Here is a 17,158-nt window from a genome sequence, read left to right on the forward strand (position 1 = left end):
ACGGCTCCTAGCTCTCTAACTCGATATCGATGCCCAGCGAGCGGATTTCCTTCACGAGTACGTTGAAGGATTCCGGCATGCCTGCCTGCATGGTGTGGTCGCCATCCACGATGTTCTTGTACATCTTGGTGCGGCCTTCGACGTCGTCCGACTTGACGGTGAGCATCTCTTGTAGCGTGTACGCAGCGCCGTAGGCTTCCAACGCCCACACTTCCATCTCACCGAAGCGCTGACCACCGAACTGCGCCTTACCACCCAGCGGCTGCTGCGTAACAAGCGAGTAAGAACCGGTAGAACGCGCGTGCATCTTATCGTCTACCAGGTGGTTGAGCTTCAGCATGTACATGTAGCCAACGGTCACCGGACGGTCAAACGCATCGCCGGTACGGCCATCGTACAGCGTCATTTGGCCCGACTCCGGAATGTCCGCCAGCTTCAGCAGGTGCTTGATTTCGTGCTCTTTGGCACCGTCGAACACCGGCGTGGCCATCGGCACACCGCCCTTTAGGTTCTTCGCCAGCGCGATGACTTCGTCATCGGTCAGCGAGTCGATATCCTCGACGCGGGTACCGGGCGTGTTATACACCTGACCCAGGAAGTCACGAATTTCTGCGACTTGCTGACCGCGGGCGTCGCGCAGCATGGCGTCAATCTTGACACCCAAGCCGCGTGCCGCCATACCCAGGTGGGTTTCCAGAATCTGACCGACGTTCATGCGCGACGGTACGCCCAGCGGGTTCAGCACCACGTCCACCGGCTCGCCCTTCTCGTCGAATGGCATGTCTTCGATGGGCATGATCGCGGAGATAACACCTTTGTTACCGTGACGACCGGCCATCTTGTCACCGGGCTGAATACGACGCTTGACCGCCATATAGACTTTGACGATTTTCAGCACGCCCGGTGCGAGGTCGTCGCCCTGGGTCAGCTTGCGCTTCTTGTCTTCGAAACGCTCGTCCATCTCTTTACGGCGGTTTTCGAGCTGCTCATCGGCCTGGGCCAGCAGTTCGTTGTAGGCTTCATCCTGCATGCGCAGTTTGAACCACTGCTGACGGGGCAGTTCGTCCAGGTACGTCTCGCTCAGCACGTCGCCTTTCTTCAGGTTCGGGCCGCCATTAACCGCTTGGCCATCCAGCGTACGCTTCAGACGTTCAAAGGTGGCGTCTTCGGCAATACGGTAGGTTTCCTGAAGATCCTTACGCACTTCGTCCAGCTGCATCTGCTCGATGGAGAGCGCACGGGAGTCTTTCTCAACGCCGTCACGAGTAAACACCTGAACATCGATAACCGTACCTTTCATGCCGGTGGGGGCGCGCAGGGAGGTGTCTTTCACGTCAGAGGCTTTCTCACCGAAGATGGCGCGCAGCAGCTTCTCTTCCGGCGTCAGCTGGGTTTCACCTTTCGGCGTTACCTTACCCACCAGAATGTCGCCGGGGCCGACTTCAGCACCGATGTACACAACGCCCGCTTCGTCCAGCTTGCCCAGCGCCGATTCACCGACGTTGGGGATATCGGAAGTGATCTCTTCCGGCCCCAGCTTGGTGTCACGAGACACACAGGTCAGTTCCTGAATGTGAATCGTGGTGAAGCGATCTTCCTGAACGACACGCTCGGAGAGCAGGATGGAGTCTTCGAAGTTGTAACCGTTCCAGGGCATGAACGCGATGCGCATGTTCTGGCCCAGAGCCAGATCCCCCATGTCGACAGACGGGCCGTCGGCCAGAATATCGCCGCGTGCCACGCTGTCGCCAGGCCGCACAATGGGGCGCTGGTTCATACAGGTGTTCTGGTTGGAGCGGGTATACTTGGTCAGGTTGTAGATGTCGACGCCGGCTTCGCCGCCGATGATCTCATCTTCATTGACCCGCACCACCACACGACGCGCATCCACGGAGTCGATGACGCCGCCTCGGCGCGCCACGGCACATACGCCGGAGTCGCGGGCCACGAAACGCTCCATGCCGGTACCGACCAGCGGCTTGTCGGCACGCAGGGTCGGAACGGCCTGACGCTGCATGTTCGCACCCATCAAGGCGCGGTTGGCATCATCGTGCTCCAGGAACGGGATCAAGGCCGCTGCGACCGATACCACCTGACGCGGAGACACGTCCATCAGCGTCACTTGCTCAGGACGCATGAAGGTGGTTTCGCCGCGGTGGCGTACCTGCACCAGGTCATCGATCAGCTTGCCAGACTCGTCTACTGCCGCCGACGCCTGGGCGATAACGAAGTCGCCCTCCTCGATCGCCGACAGGTGAACGATGTCGTCAGTGACCTGACAGGCATTCACTTTGCGGTACGGCGTTTCCAGGAAGCCATAGCTGTTGGTATGACTGTACGTTGCCAGCGAGTTAATCAGACCGATGTTCGGGCCTTCCGGCGTTTCGATCGGGCACAGACGACCGTAGTGCGTGGCGTGTACGTCACGTACTTCGAAGCCTGCACGCTCACGGGTCAGACCGCCCGGGCCGAGTGCCGACACACGACGCTTGTGAGTCACCTCGGAAAGCGGGTTGTTCTGGTCCATGAACTGGGACAGCTGGCTGGAACCGAAGAACTCTTTCACCGCCGCCGCCACGGGCTTGGCGTTGATCAAGTCCTGGGGCATCAAGCCTTCGCTCTCCGCCATGGACAGACGCTCTTTCACCGCACGCTCGACACGCACCAGACCTACACGGAACTGGTTCTCGGCCATTTCGCCAACGCAGCGGATACGACGGTTGCCCAGGTGGTCGATATCGTCGACGTCACCAAAGCCGTTACGGATGTTGATCAGCTCGCGCAGCACATCGAGGATGTCCTTGCGGTCCAATACACCGGAGCCCACGTCGGAGTCACGACGCAGACGACGGTTGAACTTCATCCGGCCCACGCCCGACAGGTCGTAGCGGTCTTCGGTGAAGAACAGGTTGTGGAACAGCGTTTCGGCGGCTTCCTTGGTGGGCGGCTCGCCAGGACGCATCATGCGGTAGATTTCGACCAGCGCTTCCAGCTGCGAGCTGGTGGTGTCCAGCTTCAGCGTGTCGGAAACGAAGGAACCGCAGTCCAGGTCATTGGTGTAGAGCGTTTCGATCAGGGTAATGCCGCCCTGAGCCATGCGCTCCAGCACTTCTGGGGTAATTTCGGTGTTGCACGGGCAGATCAGCTCGCCCGTCTTGGTGTCGATCTGGTCTTTGGCCAGCGTCTTGCCGAACAGGTACTCCATCGGCACTTCCAGACGCTCCAGACCCGCTTTTTCCAACTGGCGGATGTGCTTCTGGGTGATCCGACGGCCTTCTTCGACGATCAGCTCACCATCGGCATCCTTGATGTCGAAGGTGGCGGTTTCACCGCGTAGGCGCGACGGAACCAGCTCCACGGAGAAGCCAGACTTTTCGATATGGAAGGTACTGGTTTCGAAGAACTCGTCGAGGATCTCTTCGGTGCTCATGCCCAGCGCGCGCATCAGCACGGAAGCCGGCAGCTTGCGACGACGGTCGATACGCACGAAGACGTTGTCTTTCGGGTCGAACTCGAAGTCGAGCCATGAGCCACGGTAAGGAATCACGCGAGCAGAGTAGAGCAGCTTGCCGGAAGAGTGGCTCTTGCCCTTGTCATGATCGAAGAACACACCGGGTGAGCGGTGGAGCTGGGAAACGATTACCCGCTCGGTACCGTTGATGACGAAGGTACCGTTCTCGGTCATCAGGGGGATTTCCCCCATGTAGACTTCCTGCTCTTTGATATCCTTGATAGCCTTGTTCGAGGAGTCGCGATCATAGATGATCAAGCGAACCTTGACGCGCAGCGGGGCGGAGTAGGTCACGCCACGCAGCTGACACTCCTTCACATCGAACGCCGGCGTACCGAAGCGATAGCTGACATATTCCAGCGCAGCGTTACCCGAGAAGCTCTCGATCGGGAACACGGACTTGAATGCCGCGTGCAGACCCACTTCGTGCCGCTCATCAGGCGAACGATCCTGCTGGAGAAAGTCGTAGTAGGAATCAAGCTGGATGGCCAGCAAGTAAGGCACATCCATCACTTGGGGCAGTTTGCCGAAATCCTTGCGGATGCGTTTTTTCTCAGTATATGAGTAAGCCATCTGTATTCCCCAGCTTGTTCACCATGGGTGACCGATGCGTGGTCATCTGCCCGCGGGCGTTTCAGACGCAGACAGCAAGCTCCTCAATCGGTAGCTCGCCGTCAAAAATCTTGATAGATAACAGTGTTACGGTAGTGCTGTCCGCGCTTCGTTGTTGCCTGCCGACACGCTCACGCTTTACAACTGACGCATTACAACAACGTACGCTTCACAACAACGGTCCTGCTATTGTGCTGCTTTTTACCGCAGCGGCTCTGTCGTTTCGCTGCACGGCAGCATATTACAACAGAAAAAGGCCGGCAGCGGGATAGCCCGCCGCCAGCCGTGGAAGCTTACGCAGCGCGTAAAGCCATCAGCACAAGGATTACTTGAGCTCGACGGTTGCGCCAGCTTCTTCCAGCTTCTTCTTGGCAGCTTCAGCGTCGTCCTTGGACATCGCTTCTTTGATGGTCGCCGGAGCGCCGTCAACAGCGCCTTTGGCTTCTTTCAGGCCAAGACCGGTGATTTCACGAACGGCTTTGATGACGTTAACTTTCTTGTCACCAGCAGACGCCAGTACCAGGTCGAATTCGGTCTGCTCTTCAGCAGCTTCGCCAGCAGCAGCCGGACCAGCCATAACGGCTGCAGCAGCAGAAACGCCGAATTTCTCTTCCATCGCTTCGATCAGCTCGACAACTTCCATGACGGACATGTCGGCTACAGCATTGATGATATCGTCTTTGGTCAGTGCCATTGTTCCATTCCTAACTTTGCGGGAGTCTCGGACAACCGAGAACTCGGGATTTATTGCAGGTTCAGACTGCGTGTCAATAACGCGGCCCGCAAGAAACGCTGCTTAGGCAGCTTCGGCTTCTTGCTTCTGGTCGCGCAGGGCGGCCAGGGTACGAACCAGCTTGCCAGCGGAGGCTTCTTTCATGACCGACATCAACTTGGCAATTGCCTCGTCGTAAGTCGGCAGGGTTGCCAGACGATCGATGTCAGCAGCCGGAATCAGCTCACCTTCGTAGGCCAACGCTTTGACTTCGAAGTTCTGCTCGGTTTTGGCAAACTCCTTGAACAGACGAGCGGCAGCGCCCGGATGCTCAGTGGAGAAAGCCAGCAGAGTAGGACCAACGAAGCTCTCGTTCAGGCACTCCCACTGGGTGCCTTCGAGTGCGCGGCGAGCCAGCGTGTTACGAACAACACGCAGCTCTACACCATTCTCACGCGCCTGCTTGCGCAGATCGGTCATTTTACCGACCGTGACGCCGCGAGAATCGGCAACTACGACGGAGAGTGCGCCCTTGGCCGCTTCACTGACCTCGGCAACAATCGCTTTCTTGCCTTCAAGTGCTAGTGGCACAGTGATCACTCCTTCGTGCCGAAACCCGTCAAGGTTCCGGAGGTTACCATCTCTTCCAGGCCCAACAGCGGCACAGGAAGCCTTAGGGGATGGTGCTCACCAGAAAGCGGTTGCTAAAAGCGTTAACCAACTGGCGGCCACACCATCTGCGCAGGCGCTTTAGGGCGATTAAGCCGCCGCTTCAGAAAAGCGGCGGCACCTGCGGTCTTTGACGGTGCCTCATCTGGCATAAAGCTCAGCGAGGGACCGCAAAGTTCTTGCTCGGTTCCAGCCGCCGGCAACACGAGATTTCGCTCATGCCGCCAGCGGGACTATCCTCGACTCGCTTATACCAGCGAGGAGTGGTCGATAGTCAAACCCGGGCCCATGGTAGTGGACAGGGTGAATTTCTTGAAGTAGATGCCTTTGGAAGAGCTCGGCTTGAGCTTCTTCAGGTCAGCTACCAGTGCTTCCAGGTTACCCTGAACGGCGGTCACGTCAAAATCGACCTTGCCCAGCGTAGTGTGGATGATGCCGTTCTTGTCGGTACGGAAACGCACCTGGCCCGCTTTGGCATTCTTGACCGCAGTGGCCACGTCAGGCGTCACGGTACCGACCTTCGGGTTCGGCATCAGGCCGCGCGGACCGAGGATCTGGCCCAGCTGACCGACAACGCGCATGGCATCCGGAGAAGCGATGACGACGTCGAAATCCATCACGCCTTTCTTGACCTGCTCGGCCAGCTCTTCCATGCCCACGATGTCAGCGCCGGCTTCTTTAGCCGCATCGGCGTTGGCACCCTGAGTGAACACAGCTACGCGAACGTCTTTACCGGTGCCGTTAGGCATGACGGTAGCGCCACGAACGACCTGGTCGGATTTACGCGGATCGACACCCAGGTTGATCGCAACGTCCAGAGACTCTTTGAACTTCACGGTTGACAGCTCAGAAAGCAGGGCAACGGCTTCTTCCAGAGAGTAAGCCTTGCTGCTGTCTACTTTCTCGCGAATCATCTTGGCGCGCTTGGACAGTTTAGCCATGATTAGAGACCCTCCACGTTTAAGCCCATGCTGCGAGCGCTACCAGCGATGGTACGCACTGCGGCTTCAAGATCAGCAGCCGTCATGTCAGGCTCTTTGGTCTTGGCGATCTCTTCCAGCTGTGCACGTGTCACGCTGCCAACCTTCTTCTTGTTCGGCTCACCAGAACCGGACTTGATGCCCGCTGCTTTTTTCAGCAGTACGGCGGCCGGCGGCGTCTTGGTGACGAACGTGAAGCTACGGTCAGAGTAGACAGTGATCACGACAGGCGTCGGCAGGCCCGGCTCAATCTCTTGAGTCGCAGCGTTGAACGCCTTACAGAATTCCATGATATTCACGCCGTGCTGACCCAGCGCGGGGCCTACGGGCGGACTCGGGTTGGCTTTACCTGCAGCAACCTGCAGTTTGATATAAGCCTGTACTTTCTTGGCCATGATAATTACTCCAATTGGGTGATAACGCCTGGCGGCTCCCCGGTACGCGTAAAGCAGCGCGGGGCTGCTTTACATGAATCCAGGATGGCACCCACGGCACCATCCTGCAACAATTTGAAATTACTCTTTTTCTACCTGAGAGAACTCTAGCTCTACAGGTGTCGCGCGGCCGAAGATCAGCACGCTGACCTGCAGACGGCTCTTGTCGTAGTTCACCTCTTCAACGACACCATTGAAATCGGCAAACGGACCATCGATGACACGCACGGACTGACCCGGCTCGAACATGGTCTTGGGACGCGGCTTGTCGGTGCCGTCCTTCACACGACGAAGGATGGCTTCGGCTTCGCGACTGGTGATGGGCGCCGGCTTCTCTTTGGTGCCACCGATGAACCCCATGACACGCGGCGTTTCATTCACCAGATGCCAGGTTTCGTCGGCCATCTCCATCTCGACCAGCACATAGCCAGGATAAAACTTGCGCTCACTCTTGCGGCGCTTGCCGTCACGCATTTCGACCACTTCTTCCGTCGGCACCAGGATTTCGCCAAAGCGATCTTCCATGCCATACATTTTCACACGCTCGATCAGCGAGCGCATGACATGCTTTTCAAAGCCGGAATAAGCGTGGACGACGTACCAACGTTTGGACATGAAAACTCCTAACCAATAACGCCGGACATCGCCCAGCCAAGAAGAGTGTCAATCAACCACAGCATCAACCCTACCACCAGCACAGCCACCAGCACGATGGCGGTCGTTTGAATGGTTTCAGGACGGGTTGGCCATACAACGCGCTGAATCTCTTTCTTGGCGCTGACAGCAAGCTCGATCAGGTCGCGACCCTTGGCGGTGGTCAGCGCAATCAATCCTGCCAACGCACACAGCACAACGACACCCAGGACACGATAGAGCAGGCCAATATCGGTGAAATAGGTATTACCAACGACTGCAACAACAAGCAGCGCCACAGCCGCCGCCCACTTGAGCCCGTCATGGCGCGTCTGTTGCACCTCATCGCCATGTTTTACGGAACTAGGCTTCATAAAAACGAGACTCCTAAGGGTGCAGCGAGCGACAAAGGAATTCTAGAAAGACTTGCCAACCTGGGGAAGATTGGCAGGCCAGGAGGGAATCGAACCCCCAACCTGCGGTTTTGGAGACCGCTGCTCTGCCAATTGAGCTACTGGCCTGTATCGTCAAATGCGCAATTTATTACCTGCGCAAGAGCGGGCGCCATGATAGCGGAGATTTTTCCGCCTGACAACCCTTACACCACACCCACTGCCGTGGGCGAAGACAAAAAAAGCGAGCATCGCTCGCTTTCTTCGCAATATGGAGCTCATGGACGGAATTGAACCGTCGACCTCACCCTTACCAAGGGTGTGCTCTACCCCTGAGCTACATGAGCCAAACACATCAAACTGGAGCGGGCGGCGGGAATCGAACCCGCACCATCAGCTTGGAAGGCTGAGGTTCTACCATTGAACTACGCCCGCCGAACTTGCCTAAAGAATGACAATCCGCTGCACGAGAAACAGTAGCTAATGCCCGCTTACCGGCTTTTCATTCACAGGCACTGACAGCTCAGCGCCCGTACAATCTGGTGGAGAGGGAAGGATTCGAACCTTCGAAGCTTTCGCGGCAGATTTACAGTCTGCTCCCTTTGGCCACTCGGGAACCTCTCCATCTGTGGCGGCATATTATGCCAGCCCTCAAAACAGTGTCAAGCCAAAAGCTCTTTATTTTCGAGGCTTTCACTTGCTTGCCGATTGAATCAATCAGCTTTGCAAGCCATTCGTCTTGACTGCATCTGCTTTGGAACGCGCTGCATTCTGTCAAAGCAGCATGGAAAATGCAAGCCCCGCGCGAATTTTTTCCAACGAAACCGGCTCCGGCACCCGCGGCGCTCCCGACATCTTGCCTGCGCGCTCGGCAAAGGTCAGCGGAAATGTGGCTTCGAGACCGCCATATACCATGTCGGGCCAGACGGCATGGGGCACCTGGACCCCGCGCGACACCACGCGCGCATCTCCTCCGGTCAGCAGCATGGGCAGCGCCACCCCCTGCTGATCGCATACTTCACTGTAAATACGATTGATGGCACTGACCGCCGCCATGTAGATGCCATGGTTGACAGCATCCACCGTACGCCTGCCCGGCTCCAGCAGCGCGTCGGCCTCGCTGTCGGGGTCGATGGCCACATTGCGAGTGCCCAGCTTGAGGCTCTCTTTCATCAATCGCAAACCTGGAATGATGAAGCCCCCCAGATGCACACCGCCCGGCAACACGAAGTCGATGGTAATGGCACTGCCGCAATCCACCGCACAGCAGCCACCGGCCAGCTGGTAACCTGCCAACGCCCCCATCCAACGGTCTACGCCCAGGCGGCCAGGCTCCTCATACCCATTGACGACGCCCAGCGCTTCGGGCGTCGAGCGCGCCACATGAACCTGCCGCACCTGACGGCGCAGCAGGGCGACGGTTTCTTCCAGCACAGCAGCCCTGGCCACGCTGGAAATACGTACGGCTTCCACGACGCCCAGGTCAGGAATGTCTGCCCCTGGACGCCACTCCTCCCGGGTCCATACGGCCCCACGGGAACGGATCTCGCTGCTTTCGGAATCCTTGAGACGCCACTTCGACAGCGTGTTGCCGATATCCAAATCCAGAATCATAGACGCCTACGTACGCTGATCTCACCGCCCGACAGGCGTCGCGAGTGACCGTTTTCAGTAACCCACAGGTTACCACTTTCATCGACATCGCCTGCAACGGCGTCGCTGGTGCGCTCCCCCTGAATGACCCGGATGGGCAGCCCAGAATAGGCATGGCGCTGGTTCCAGGCATCGAGCCAGGGTGCAAATCCGCTGGTTTCGAATCCTGCCAGCATGCTCAGCAACCCCGATACCATGTCCGCCGCCAGCTGGTTGCGCGAGATTCCGGGCTGCGCATCGAACAATGCGGCCACCGGCTGGTCGATGGTCGCTCGCAGGCTATCGGGCAGCATCAAGTTCATGCCAATGCCGATCACTACTTCACAGGGGCCTGCGGCATCCCCCGTCACTTCGATCAGAATACCCGCGAGCTTGCCAAGCTCGTCCCCTTGTTCGGCCAGCAGCACGTCGTTGGGCCACTTCAGCTTGGGCGCCACGCCATACTGTTCGAGCACTTGAGAGACCACGACGCCCACCGCCAGACTCAGCCCCTCCAGAGCATTGACGCCGGACTCGAAGCGCCAGCCCATGGATACCATCAGGCTCTGCCCCCAAGGCGTCGACCAGACGCGACCTCGTCGGCCTCGCCCTGCCGTCTGCAGCTCGACGAAACACACTTCACCGTGGCCTGCACCCTGTGAAAACCGCTCACGCAGGTACTCGTTGCTGGAAGGCAGCTGGTCTTCGACGAACAGGCGCGCCAGCAGGTGGCGGGCATCCGCAGGTAGCCGTTCGACGATACGCGCGCCATCCAACGGCTCGAGCGGGTAAGCCAGGCGATAGCCTCGCCCTTTGACGGCGACCAGCTCGACGCCCAGCGCTTCGAGTTTCTTCAACTGTTTCCACACGGCGGCTCGGGAAACGCCTAACGCCTCCCCTAACTGTTCACCGGAATGAACCTCGCCATCGCTCAACAAACGCATCAGGTTACCGATGGTCATGTGCCTGCCCCAACTGGGAAAACGCCTATCTTAACGGAACCGTCATGAAGGCGAAAACTGCCGCGTTTAGGTTATTGACTTGGTGCTTTATTTAAGACAGCGCTGGTAGTGGACCGTACCCAGACCCTATAATGCCGCCCTATTTTTCCAGCAGGATCGCGTCGTGATCGAGAATCTTCGCAACATTGCCATTATTGCCCACGTTGACCACGGTAAAACTACCTTGGTAGACAAACTGTTAAGCCAGTCCGGAACGCTCGACCGCAAGGCCGAGGGTCAGGAGCGAGTCATGGACTCCAATGACCAGGAGAGAGAGCGCGGCATCACCATCCTGGCCAAGAATACGGCTATTCAGTGGCAAGATAGCAATGGCAAGGATTACCACATCAACATCGTGGACACCCCTGGGCACGCCGACTTCGGCGGTGAAGTAGAGCGCGTCATGTCCATGGTGGACTCTGTGCTGCTGCTGGTCGACGCCGTGGACGGCCCGATGCCACAAACTCGCTTCGTGACCCAGAAAGCCTTCTCGCAGGGCCTCAAGCCCATCGTGGTGGTCAACAAGATCGACCGCCCCGGCGCGCGTCCCGACTGGGTCATCGACCAGATCTTCGATCTGTTCGACAACCTGGGTGCCACCGACGACCAGCTCGACTTCCCGATCATCTACTGCTCGGCCCTGAACGGCATTGCGGGCATGGATCCGGAAGAGCTGGCCGAGAACATGGACCCGATGTTCCAGGCTATCGTCGATATCGTCGAGCCGCCGAAAGTCGAAGTGGATGGCCCCTTCCAGATGCAGATTTCTGCCCTGGACTACAACAGCTACGTCGGCGTCATCGGCCTGGGCCGCATCAAACGCGGTTCCGTGAAGCCCAACCAGCAGATCTCGGTGATCGGCGTGGATGGCAAGGTGCGCAAGGGCAAGATCGGTCAGGTCATGACTCACATGGGCCTCGAGCGCGTGCAGACCACCGAAGCCACCGCTGGCGATATCGTGTGCATCACCGGTATCGAAGAGCTGTCCATCTCGGACACCCTGTGTGACCCGAGCGCCGTCGATGCGCTGCCGCCGCTGTCCGTAGACGAGCCCACCGTCTCGATGACCTTCCAGGTCAACGATTCGCCGTTCGCAGGCAAGGATGGCAAGTTCGTCACCAGCCGCAACATCAAGGATCGCCTGGACCAGGAGCTGATCCACAACGTGGCGCTGCGCGTCGAGCAGGGCGAAACGCCCGAGAAGTTCAAGGTCTCCGGGCGTGGCGAGCTGCACCTGTCGGTGCTGATCGAAACCATGCGTCGTGAAGGCTTCGAGCTGGCCGTTGGTCGTCCCGAGGTCATCATCAAGGAGATCGACGGCATCAAGCAGGAGCCCTACGAAGAGGTCATCATCGACTGTGAAGAGCAGCATCAGGGCTCGATCATGGAAGAGCTGGGCTACCGCAAGGGCGAGCTGACCAACATGAACCCGGATGGCAAGGGCCGTGTGCGTCTCGACTTCATGATCCCGGCACGTGGCTTGATCGGTTTCCGTGGCCAGTTCCTGACCTTGACGTCGGGCACCGGCATCCTGACCAGCCGCTTCGACCACTACGGCCCGCTGAAGCCCGATGCCGCCATCGAGCGTCGTAACGGCGTCATGGTCTCCATGGTGGATGGCAAGGCGCTGGCCTACGCTCTGTATACACTGCAAGAGCGCGGCAAACTGATCATCGACCACGGTACCGAAGTGTACGAAGGCATGCTGGTCGGTATCCACAGCCGCGCCAACGACCTGGTGGTCAACCCCACCAAGGGCAAGAAGCTGGATAACATGCGCGCGTCAGGCAACGATGAAAACATCGTGCTGACACCGCCGGTGAAGTTCACGCTGGAACAGGCCATCGAGTTCCTCGACTCCGACGAGCTGGTCGAAGTGACGCCGACCTTCATCCGTCTGCGCAAGAAGCTGCTGAAAGAGAACGAGCGCAAGCGTTCCAGCAAGAAGTAAACGGATCGCTGCCATGGAAAGCCCGCCACTGTGCGGGCTTTTTGCTACCTCAGCCCATGGTCGACTGTGCTGGGCGGACAACAAATATCATCATTAACGCAACCTAAACGCTAGCGTGCTGGAAAGCGTCGCCATTCTATCGCACAGTAACGCAATCGTTGACGCCCTCGGGGCGCTGTGACGCTACAATTCATACAAGTGTTTGGATACCTACCCCCATCCGACACCACTACCATGGACACTCCTTCACATGAGCGGTCATAACGTCTGGACGCACAAGGGTACCTGCTTGTTGGCAGTAGTGGGCTCTGCCGTTGGCCTGGGCAACCTGTGGCGCTTCCCCTACCTCACCGGTGAAAACGGCGGCGGCGCCTTCGATTTCATCGAGCGGTTGACCAACATCTTCATGCCGCTGGGCACGCTGATTATCGTCAGAGCCTTTGCCGCCAGCCAGCGGCTGCGCCAGGCCAAAGGCTAGACACCGACCAACGCAACACCTTGGGTTTCAACAATAACATGCGATAGCAGGCGGACCTGGCCGCCTGCCTGCCGAGGACACCATGCACCCCCTTATCGAAGTACAACATGTCAACAAGGCATTCGGTGGGTTACACGTCATCAACGACTGCTCCATACGCGTGGAGAAGGGCTCGATCACCGGCATGATTGGCCCCAACGGGGCAGGCAAGTCGACCCTTTTCAACCTGATCGCCGGGGCGCTCACGCCGGACAGCGGCCGTATCCTGCTGGAAGGTGAAGACATTACCTCCCTCAGCGCCGACCAGCGCTTTCACAAGGGACTGCTGCGCACCTTTCAGATCGCCCACGAATTCAGCCAGATGAGCGCGTTGGAAAATCTCATGATGGTGCCCCCCCATCAGGCAGGGGAAAGCCTGTTCAACACCTGGTTCAAACCGGGCCTGGTGCGCCAGCAGGAGGCCGAGGTGCGCCAGCGAGCGCTGGAAGTCATCGACTTCGTGGGCCTGCACCACGTGCGCAATGAGCTGGCGGGCAACCTCTCTGGTGGCCAGAAGAAACTGCTGGAACTGGGCCGCACCATGATGACCGATGCCAAGGTAGTGCTGCTCGACGAGATTGCCGCCGGCGTCAACCGCACTCTGCTGGGCGACCTGATGGGCAACATCGAGCGCCTCAACCGTGAGATGGGTTACACCTTCCTGGTCATCGAGCATGATATGGACATGATCTCTCGCCTGTGTGATCCGGTCATCGTACTGGCGCAAGGCAGCGTCATGGTCGAGGGTCATATCAAGGACATACAGAACAACCCTGCCGTGATCGAGGCTTATTTCGGCACCGATGCCGCGTAGCGCACGGCACCCCACTACCGCCATGTCACTGCCTGGCAGCGCATGGAGATAACAACATGATCGTGACAGAAACACTGCGCGACGTTTGCTGAGACACCTTATGTCCTCTACCCCCGCAACTCCCCAGCCGCTGCTCGAAGCGCGCCATGTGCACGGCGGCTATGGCAGCATGAATATCCTCAACGGGGTCGACATGACCCTGTATGCCGATGAGGTCGGCGTGATCGTCGGCCCCAACGGCGCAGGCAAATCGACCATGCTCAAGGCGGTGTTTGGCCTGCTCAACGTCAATCAGGGCGAAATACTGCTCAACGGTGAGCCGATCCACAACCTGCCCCCGAATCAGCGGGTGGAGCGTGGCATGGGCTTCGTGCCTCAGGAGAAGAACGTATTCCCCAGCCTGACGGTGAAGGAAAACCTGGAGATGGGGGCCTACCTGAAGCCCAACAACGTCAAGCGCATGCTGGATCAGGTATACGACTTCTTCCCGCCGCTGGTGGAGAAACGCCATCAGCCGGCGGGGGAGCTGTCGGGCGGCCAGCGTCAGATGGTGGCCATGGGCCGTGCCCTGATGGCAGAGCCCAGCCTGCTGCTGCTGGACGAACCCACGGCAGGGTTGTCGCCACTCTACATGAACGAAATCTTTGACCGCGTGAAAAAGATCAATGCCGCAGGCGTTGGCATCTTGATGGTCGAACAGAACGCCAAGCAGGCGCTGGCCATTGCCGACAAGGGCTTTGTGCTGGCCGCCGGGCAGAACCGCTTCACGGACACAGGGGCTGCGCTGCTGGCCGACCCGGATGTCGCAAAAAGCTTTTTGGGCGGCTAGCCCGGGGGAGAAACCTGTGAACGAACTGGTCTTTTTTATCAATAACGTGGTGATCGCGGGCAGCGTGACAGGCTCGATCTATGCCATCGGGGCCATTGGCGTCACGCTGATCTTCAGCATCATGCGCTTTGCGCACTTTGCCCACGCCGACATGATGACCTTCGGTGCCTTCATGGTGCTGCTGCTGACCACCGCTTTCCCGGCGGTCGGCCCCAGCATAGGCGTGCCGACCGCACTGGTCATGCTGCCCCTGGCCATACTCTTGACCGCGCTGCTGGCGGTGGGCATCGACAAGGCCTTCTACAAGCCACTGCGTGCCCACGGCGTCAAGCCCATCGTCATGGTGATTGGCTCCCTAGGGGTGACCCTGATGCTGCAGGGGCTGATCCGCCTGTTTGCCGGTACCAGTAGCCAAAGCCTTTACGTGGATGATCGCAAGGAGATCTTTCGCATTGCCCTGCCCTTCGAAGGGGTGCGTGCCCCCATCGTGATCACCGAGCCACAGATTTACCTGTTCGTGATCACGCTGGTGGCCGTCATCGCGCTGCATGTCTTCCTGAACCGCTCACGGCTGGGCAAGGCCATGCGCGCCATGTCGGACAACCCGGAGCTGGCCCAGGCGTCGGGCATCAATACCAACACCATCGTGGCGGTGACCTGGGTGATTGCCGGGGGCCTGGCGGCCATCGCCGGTACGCTGCTGTCGCTGGATGTCACCTTCAAGCCGGACCTGAGCTTCTTCCTGCTGCTGCCGATCTTTGCAGCGGCCATCGTGGGCGGCGTGGGGCACCCTTACGGCGCCATTGCCGGTGGGTTCGTGGTGGGCTTTGCCGAGACCCTGGCCGTCTTCAACTGGAACGTACTGTTACGGCCCTTCCGCGACAGCTTGCCCGCGTGGTTGGAGCTGCCGTCGAACCTGGCGTTCGTCAGCACGGAGTACAAGATCGTGGTGCCCTTCTTTATCCTCGTGGCCATTCTCGTATGGCGTCCCACCGGTCTGTTTAAAGGCAAGGTGATCCAATGAACCCTTCATCGAAGCTGCGCAACCCCGACTACACGCCGCAGGATGCTACGCCCAAACGCCGGTTCCCGATGCGTGAGCTGGTGCTGTTCGGCGCGCTGCTTGCGGCCATTCTGGCGGTCTATGCCATCATGGGAGCCGCTTACAGCACCCGCATGCTGGTCGAAGCCGCCTGCTATGCCATCCTGGCGCTGGGCCTGACCATTCAGTGGGGGTACGCGGGCCAGTTCAATGCGGGCGTCATGGGCTTCGTGGCGCTGGGTGGCTTCTGCGCCATGCTGTTCAGTGTGCCGGTCAACGATGCTTTCTGGGGCAGCGAGCTGCCCGGCGAACTCGGTCGCGTGTTGCTCTACGGCCTGGCGGCTTTCGTGGTGGTGCTGGGCGCCACGCGTCTCGACCGCCTGGGCGTGCCGAAAAAACTGCGTACCGTGCTGGCCGTGGTGCTGGCCGTGGTGCTCTACCTGGTGGTCATCAGCCTGCTGCGCGATGTCACCAGCCAGATTCAATCCCAGGCAGGTTTCGTCGGCGGTTTCGGCCTGCCAGCCTGGGTCGGCTGGATCGTCGGCGGTGCCCTGGCAGGCGGCGTGGGCTACCTGATCGGCCATGTCTGCCTGGGCCTGCGCAGCGACTACCTTGCCATTGCCACGCTGGGCATTGCAGAAATCATCAAGGCGTTTCTGAAGAACTCCGACTGGCTCACCCGGGGCACGGCCACGGTGTCTCCGCTCCCCTGGCCAACCCCTGGCCCCGCCGAGCTGGGCTTTACGCTGGCACGCGCGGTGTATCTATCGCTCACGGCGGTGGTCATCGCGGTCATCTTCTTCCTGCTCCATCGCGCCTACCACGCGCCCTGGGGGCGCATGATTCGCGCCATCCGTGACAACGAAGTCTCGTCATCGGCCATGGGCAAGGACATCAACAAGCGCCGCCTGGAGATTTTCGTGCTGGGCTGCATTCTGATGGGCCTGGGGGGCGGCATGCTGGGCACCTTCAACAGCCTGTTCGACCCGCAAGGCTACCTGCCCCTCAACCACACCTTCCTGGTGCTGGTGATGGTGATCCTGGGCGGCCCGGGCAATAACCTGGGCACGATCTTTGGTGCCGTGGCGGTCTATATCATCTGGATCATGTCGGAACCGCTGGCGCTGTTCTTGATGCAGCTGTTCGTCTCGCTGGGCGAAAGCGCCTTTGGCTGGGAGGCACCGGGCAACATGGACAGCCGAGCCCTCCAGGCCAGGGTGCTGGTGATTGGCATGCTGATCACCCTGGTACTGCGCTTTGCCCCCAAGGGACTGCTGCCCGAGAAGATCAAGACCCACGGATAACACGCCCCGTAACGCTTACCCCACTAACACTCACCACACTAACACTCACCACAATGCAAAATGCCCGGCCAATCATGGCCGGGCATTCATTTGTGGGCGGTCAGTTGACCAGTACTGTGCCGGGG

The 17,158-nt window shown here is 59.2% G+C and carries 14 protein-coding genes, 4 tRNA genes and 1 pseudogene; 6 read left to right on the forward strand and 13 right to left on the reverse strand.

Translation table 11 applies throughout. The annotated features are described in order from the left end of the window. Window positions 1-7 precede the first annotated feature (7 nt). The 13 genes from rpoB to RVM27_RS07725 all read right to left on the reverse strand — a co-directional run bounded on the left by rpoB (window position 8) and on the right by RVM27_RS07725 (window position 10,537). On the reverse strand, window positions 8-4,084 hold the full coding sequence (gene rpoB, locus RVM27_RS07665) for a DNA-directed RNA polymerase subunit beta (protein WP_498957674.1): 4,077 nt from the start codon (window positions 4,082-4,084) through the stop codon (window positions 8-10). Between the two features lie 364 nt (window positions 4,085-4,448). After that, window positions 4,449-4,817 (reverse strand): 50S ribosomal protein L7/L12, encoded by a 369-nt coding sequence (gene rplL, locus RVM27_RS07670; protein ID WP_016915768.1) that lies wholly within the window; start codon window positions 4,815-4,817, stop codon window positions 4,449-4,451. Window positions 4,818-4,919: 102 nt separating this feature from the next. Further along, the gene (gene rplJ / locus RVM27_RS07675) at window positions 4,920-5,426 is read right to left on the reverse strand and encodes a 50S ribosomal protein L10 (RefSeq protein ID WP_016915767.1); all 507 of its coding nucleotides are present in this window, start codon (window positions 5,424-5,426) and stop codon (window positions 4,920-4,922) included. Window positions 5,427-5,752: 326 nt separating this feature from the next. Further along, on the reverse strand, window positions 5,753-6,445 hold the full coding sequence (gene rplA / locus RVM27_RS07680; protein WP_287808235.1) for a 50S ribosomal protein L1: 693 nt from the start codon (window positions 6,443-6,445) through the stop codon (window positions 5,753-5,755). Between the two features lie 2 nt (window positions 6,446-6,447). Continuing rightward, the gene (rplK, locus tag RVM27_RS07685; RefSeq protein ID WP_287808234.1) at window positions 6,448-6,879 is read right to left on the reverse strand and encodes a 50S ribosomal protein L11; all 432 of its coding nucleotides are present in this window, start codon (window positions 6,877-6,879) and stop codon (window positions 6,448-6,450) included. 120 nt (window positions 6,880-6,999) lie between these two features. Then, on the reverse strand, window positions 7,000-7,533 hold the full coding sequence (nusG, locus tag RVM27_RS07690; RefSeq protein ID WP_287808232.1) for a transcription termination/antitermination protein NusG: 534 nt from the start codon (window positions 7,531-7,533) through the stop codon (window positions 7,000-7,002). An 8-nt stretch (window positions 7,534-7,541) separates the two neighbouring features. Continuing rightward, window positions 7,542-7,925: a preprotein translocase subunit SecE gene (gene secE, locus RVM27_RS07695; protein WP_189462968.1), complete on the reverse strand. Its 384-nt coding sequence runs from the start codon at window positions 7,923-7,925 to the stop codon at window positions 7,542-7,544. Window positions 7,926-7,996: 71 nt separating this feature from the next. Next, window positions 7,997-8,072: transfer RNA gene (locus RVM27_RS07700), tRNA-Trp, on the reverse strand. Window positions 8,073-8,215: 143 nt separating this feature from the next. Next, window positions 8,216-8,290, reverse strand: a tRNA-Thr gene (locus tag RVM27_RS07705). Window positions 8,291-8,304: 14 nt separating this feature from the next. After that, window positions 8,305-8,378: transfer RNA gene (locus RVM27_RS07710), tRNA-Gly, on the reverse strand. A gap of 105 nt (window positions 8,379-8,483) precedes the next feature. Beyond that, window positions 8,484-8,567: transfer RNA gene (locus RVM27_RS07715), tRNA-Tyr, on the reverse strand. Between the two features lie 150 nt (window positions 8,568-8,717). Further along, a complete protein-coding gene (locus RVM27_RS07720; protein ID WP_039180687.1) occupies window positions 8,718-9,557 on the reverse strand; it encodes a type III pantothenate kinase in 840 nt (279 codons plus the stop codon). Beyond that, window positions 9,554-10,537: a bifunctional biotin--[acetyl-CoA-carboxylase] ligase/biotin operon repressor BirA gene (locus RVM27_RS07725; protein WP_498957675.1), complete on the reverse strand. Its 984-nt coding sequence runs from the start codon at window positions 10,535-10,537 to the stop codon at window positions 9,554-9,556. Before RVM27_RS07725 ends, RVM27_RS07720 begins: the two co-directional genes overlap by 4 nt. 163 nt (window positions 10,538-10,700) lie before the next feature. On the opposite strand from RVM27_RS07725, the gene typA reads away from it, so the two are divergent. The 6 genes and pseudogenes from typA to RVM27_RS07755 all read left to right on the forward strand — a co-directional run bounded on the left by typA (window position 10,701) and on the right by RVM27_RS07755 (window position 17,033). Beyond that, entirely contained in the window at window positions 10,701-12,527 is a 1,827-nt protein-coding gene (gene typA / locus RVM27_RS07730; RefSeq protein WP_498957676.1) for a GTP-binding protein TypA/BipA, read from the forward strand. A 250-nt stretch (window positions 12,528-12,777) separates the two neighbouring features. After that, a pseudogene (locus RVM27_RS07735) lies at window positions 12,778-12,907 on the forward strand (hypothetical protein); the annotation flags it as partial. 180 nt (window positions 12,908-13,087) lie between these two features. Then, window positions 13,088-13,858, forward strand: coding sequence for an ABC transporter ATP-binding protein (locus tag RVM27_RS07740; protein WP_096923354.1), 771 nt, complete (start codon window positions 13,088-13,090; stop codon window positions 13,856-13,858). A gap of 100 nt (window positions 13,859-13,958) precedes the next feature. After that, complete coding sequence (locus RVM27_RS07745; RefSeq protein WP_498957677.1) at window positions 13,959-14,687, forward strand: ABC transporter ATP-binding protein; 729 nt, start codon at window positions 13,959-13,961, stop codon at window positions 14,685-14,687. Between the two features lie 16 nt (window positions 14,688-14,703). After that, window positions 14,704-15,711: a branched-chain amino acid ABC transporter permease gene (locus RVM27_RS07750; RefSeq protein ID WP_498957678.1), complete on the forward strand. Its 1,008-nt coding sequence runs from the start codon at window positions 14,704-14,706 to the stop codon at window positions 15,709-15,711. Continuing rightward, window positions 15,708-17,033: a branched-chain amino acid ABC transporter permease gene (locus RVM27_RS07755; RefSeq protein WP_498957679.1), complete on the forward strand. Its 1,326-nt coding sequence runs from the start codon at window positions 15,708-15,710 to the stop codon at window positions 17,031-17,033. The genes RVM27_RS07750 and RVM27_RS07755 overlap by 4 nt, the downstream gene beginning before the upstream one ends. The last annotated feature ends 125 nt before the right edge of the window (window positions 17,034-17,158 follow it).

Source organism: Halomonas sp. KM007 (assembly GCF_050709225.1).
Taxonomy (GTDB): Bacteria; Pseudomonadota; Gammaproteobacteria; order Pseudomonadales; family Halomonadaceae; genus Vreelandella; species Vreelandella hamiltonii.

Excerpts from the sequence above, each read along its gene's own strand:
- RVM27_RS07740 (WP_096923354.1), top strand. The coding sequence starts at position 13,088 with ATGCACCCCCTTATCGAAGTACAACATGTCAACAAGGCATTCGGTGGG.
- rpoB (WP_498957674.1), bottom strand. The coding sequence starts at position 4,084 with ATGGCTTACTCATATACTGAGAAAAAACGCATCCGCAAGGATTTCGGC.
- RVM27_RS07755 (WP_498957679.1), top strand. The coding sequence starts at position 15,708 with ATGAACCCTTCATCGAAGCTGCGCAACCCCGACTACACGCCGCAGGAT.
- rplK (WP_287808234.1), bottom strand. The coding sequence starts at position 6,879 with ATGGCCAAGAAAGTACAGGCTTATATCAAACTGCAGGTTGCTGCAGGT.
- rplL (WP_016915768.1), bottom strand. The coding sequence starts at position 4,817 with ATGGCACTGACCAAAGACGATATCATCAATGCTGTAGCCGACATGTCC.
- secE (WP_189462968.1), bottom strand. The coding sequence starts at position 7,925 with ATGAAGCCTAGTTCCGTAAAACATGGCGATGAGGTGCAACAGACGCGC.
- RVM27_RS07720 (WP_039180687.1), bottom strand. The coding sequence starts at position 9,557 with ATGATTCTGGATTTGGATATCGGCAACACGCTGTCGAAGTGGCGTCTC.
- RVM27_RS07725 (WP_498957675.1), bottom strand. The coding sequence starts at position 10,537 with ATGACCATCGGTAACCTGATGCGTTTGTTGAGCGATGGCGAGGTTCAT.
- RVM27_RS07745 (WP_498957677.1), top strand. The coding sequence starts at position 13,959 with ATGTCCTCTACCCCCGCAACTCCCCAGCCGCTGCTCGAAGCGCGCCAT.
- nusG (WP_287808232.1), bottom strand. The coding sequence starts at position 7,533 with ATGTCCAAACGTTGGTACGTCGTCCACGCTTATTCCGGCTTTGAAAAG.
- rplA (WP_287808235.1), bottom strand. The coding sequence starts at position 6,445 with ATGGCTAAACTGTCCAAGCGCGCCAAGATGATTCGCGAGAAAGTAGAC.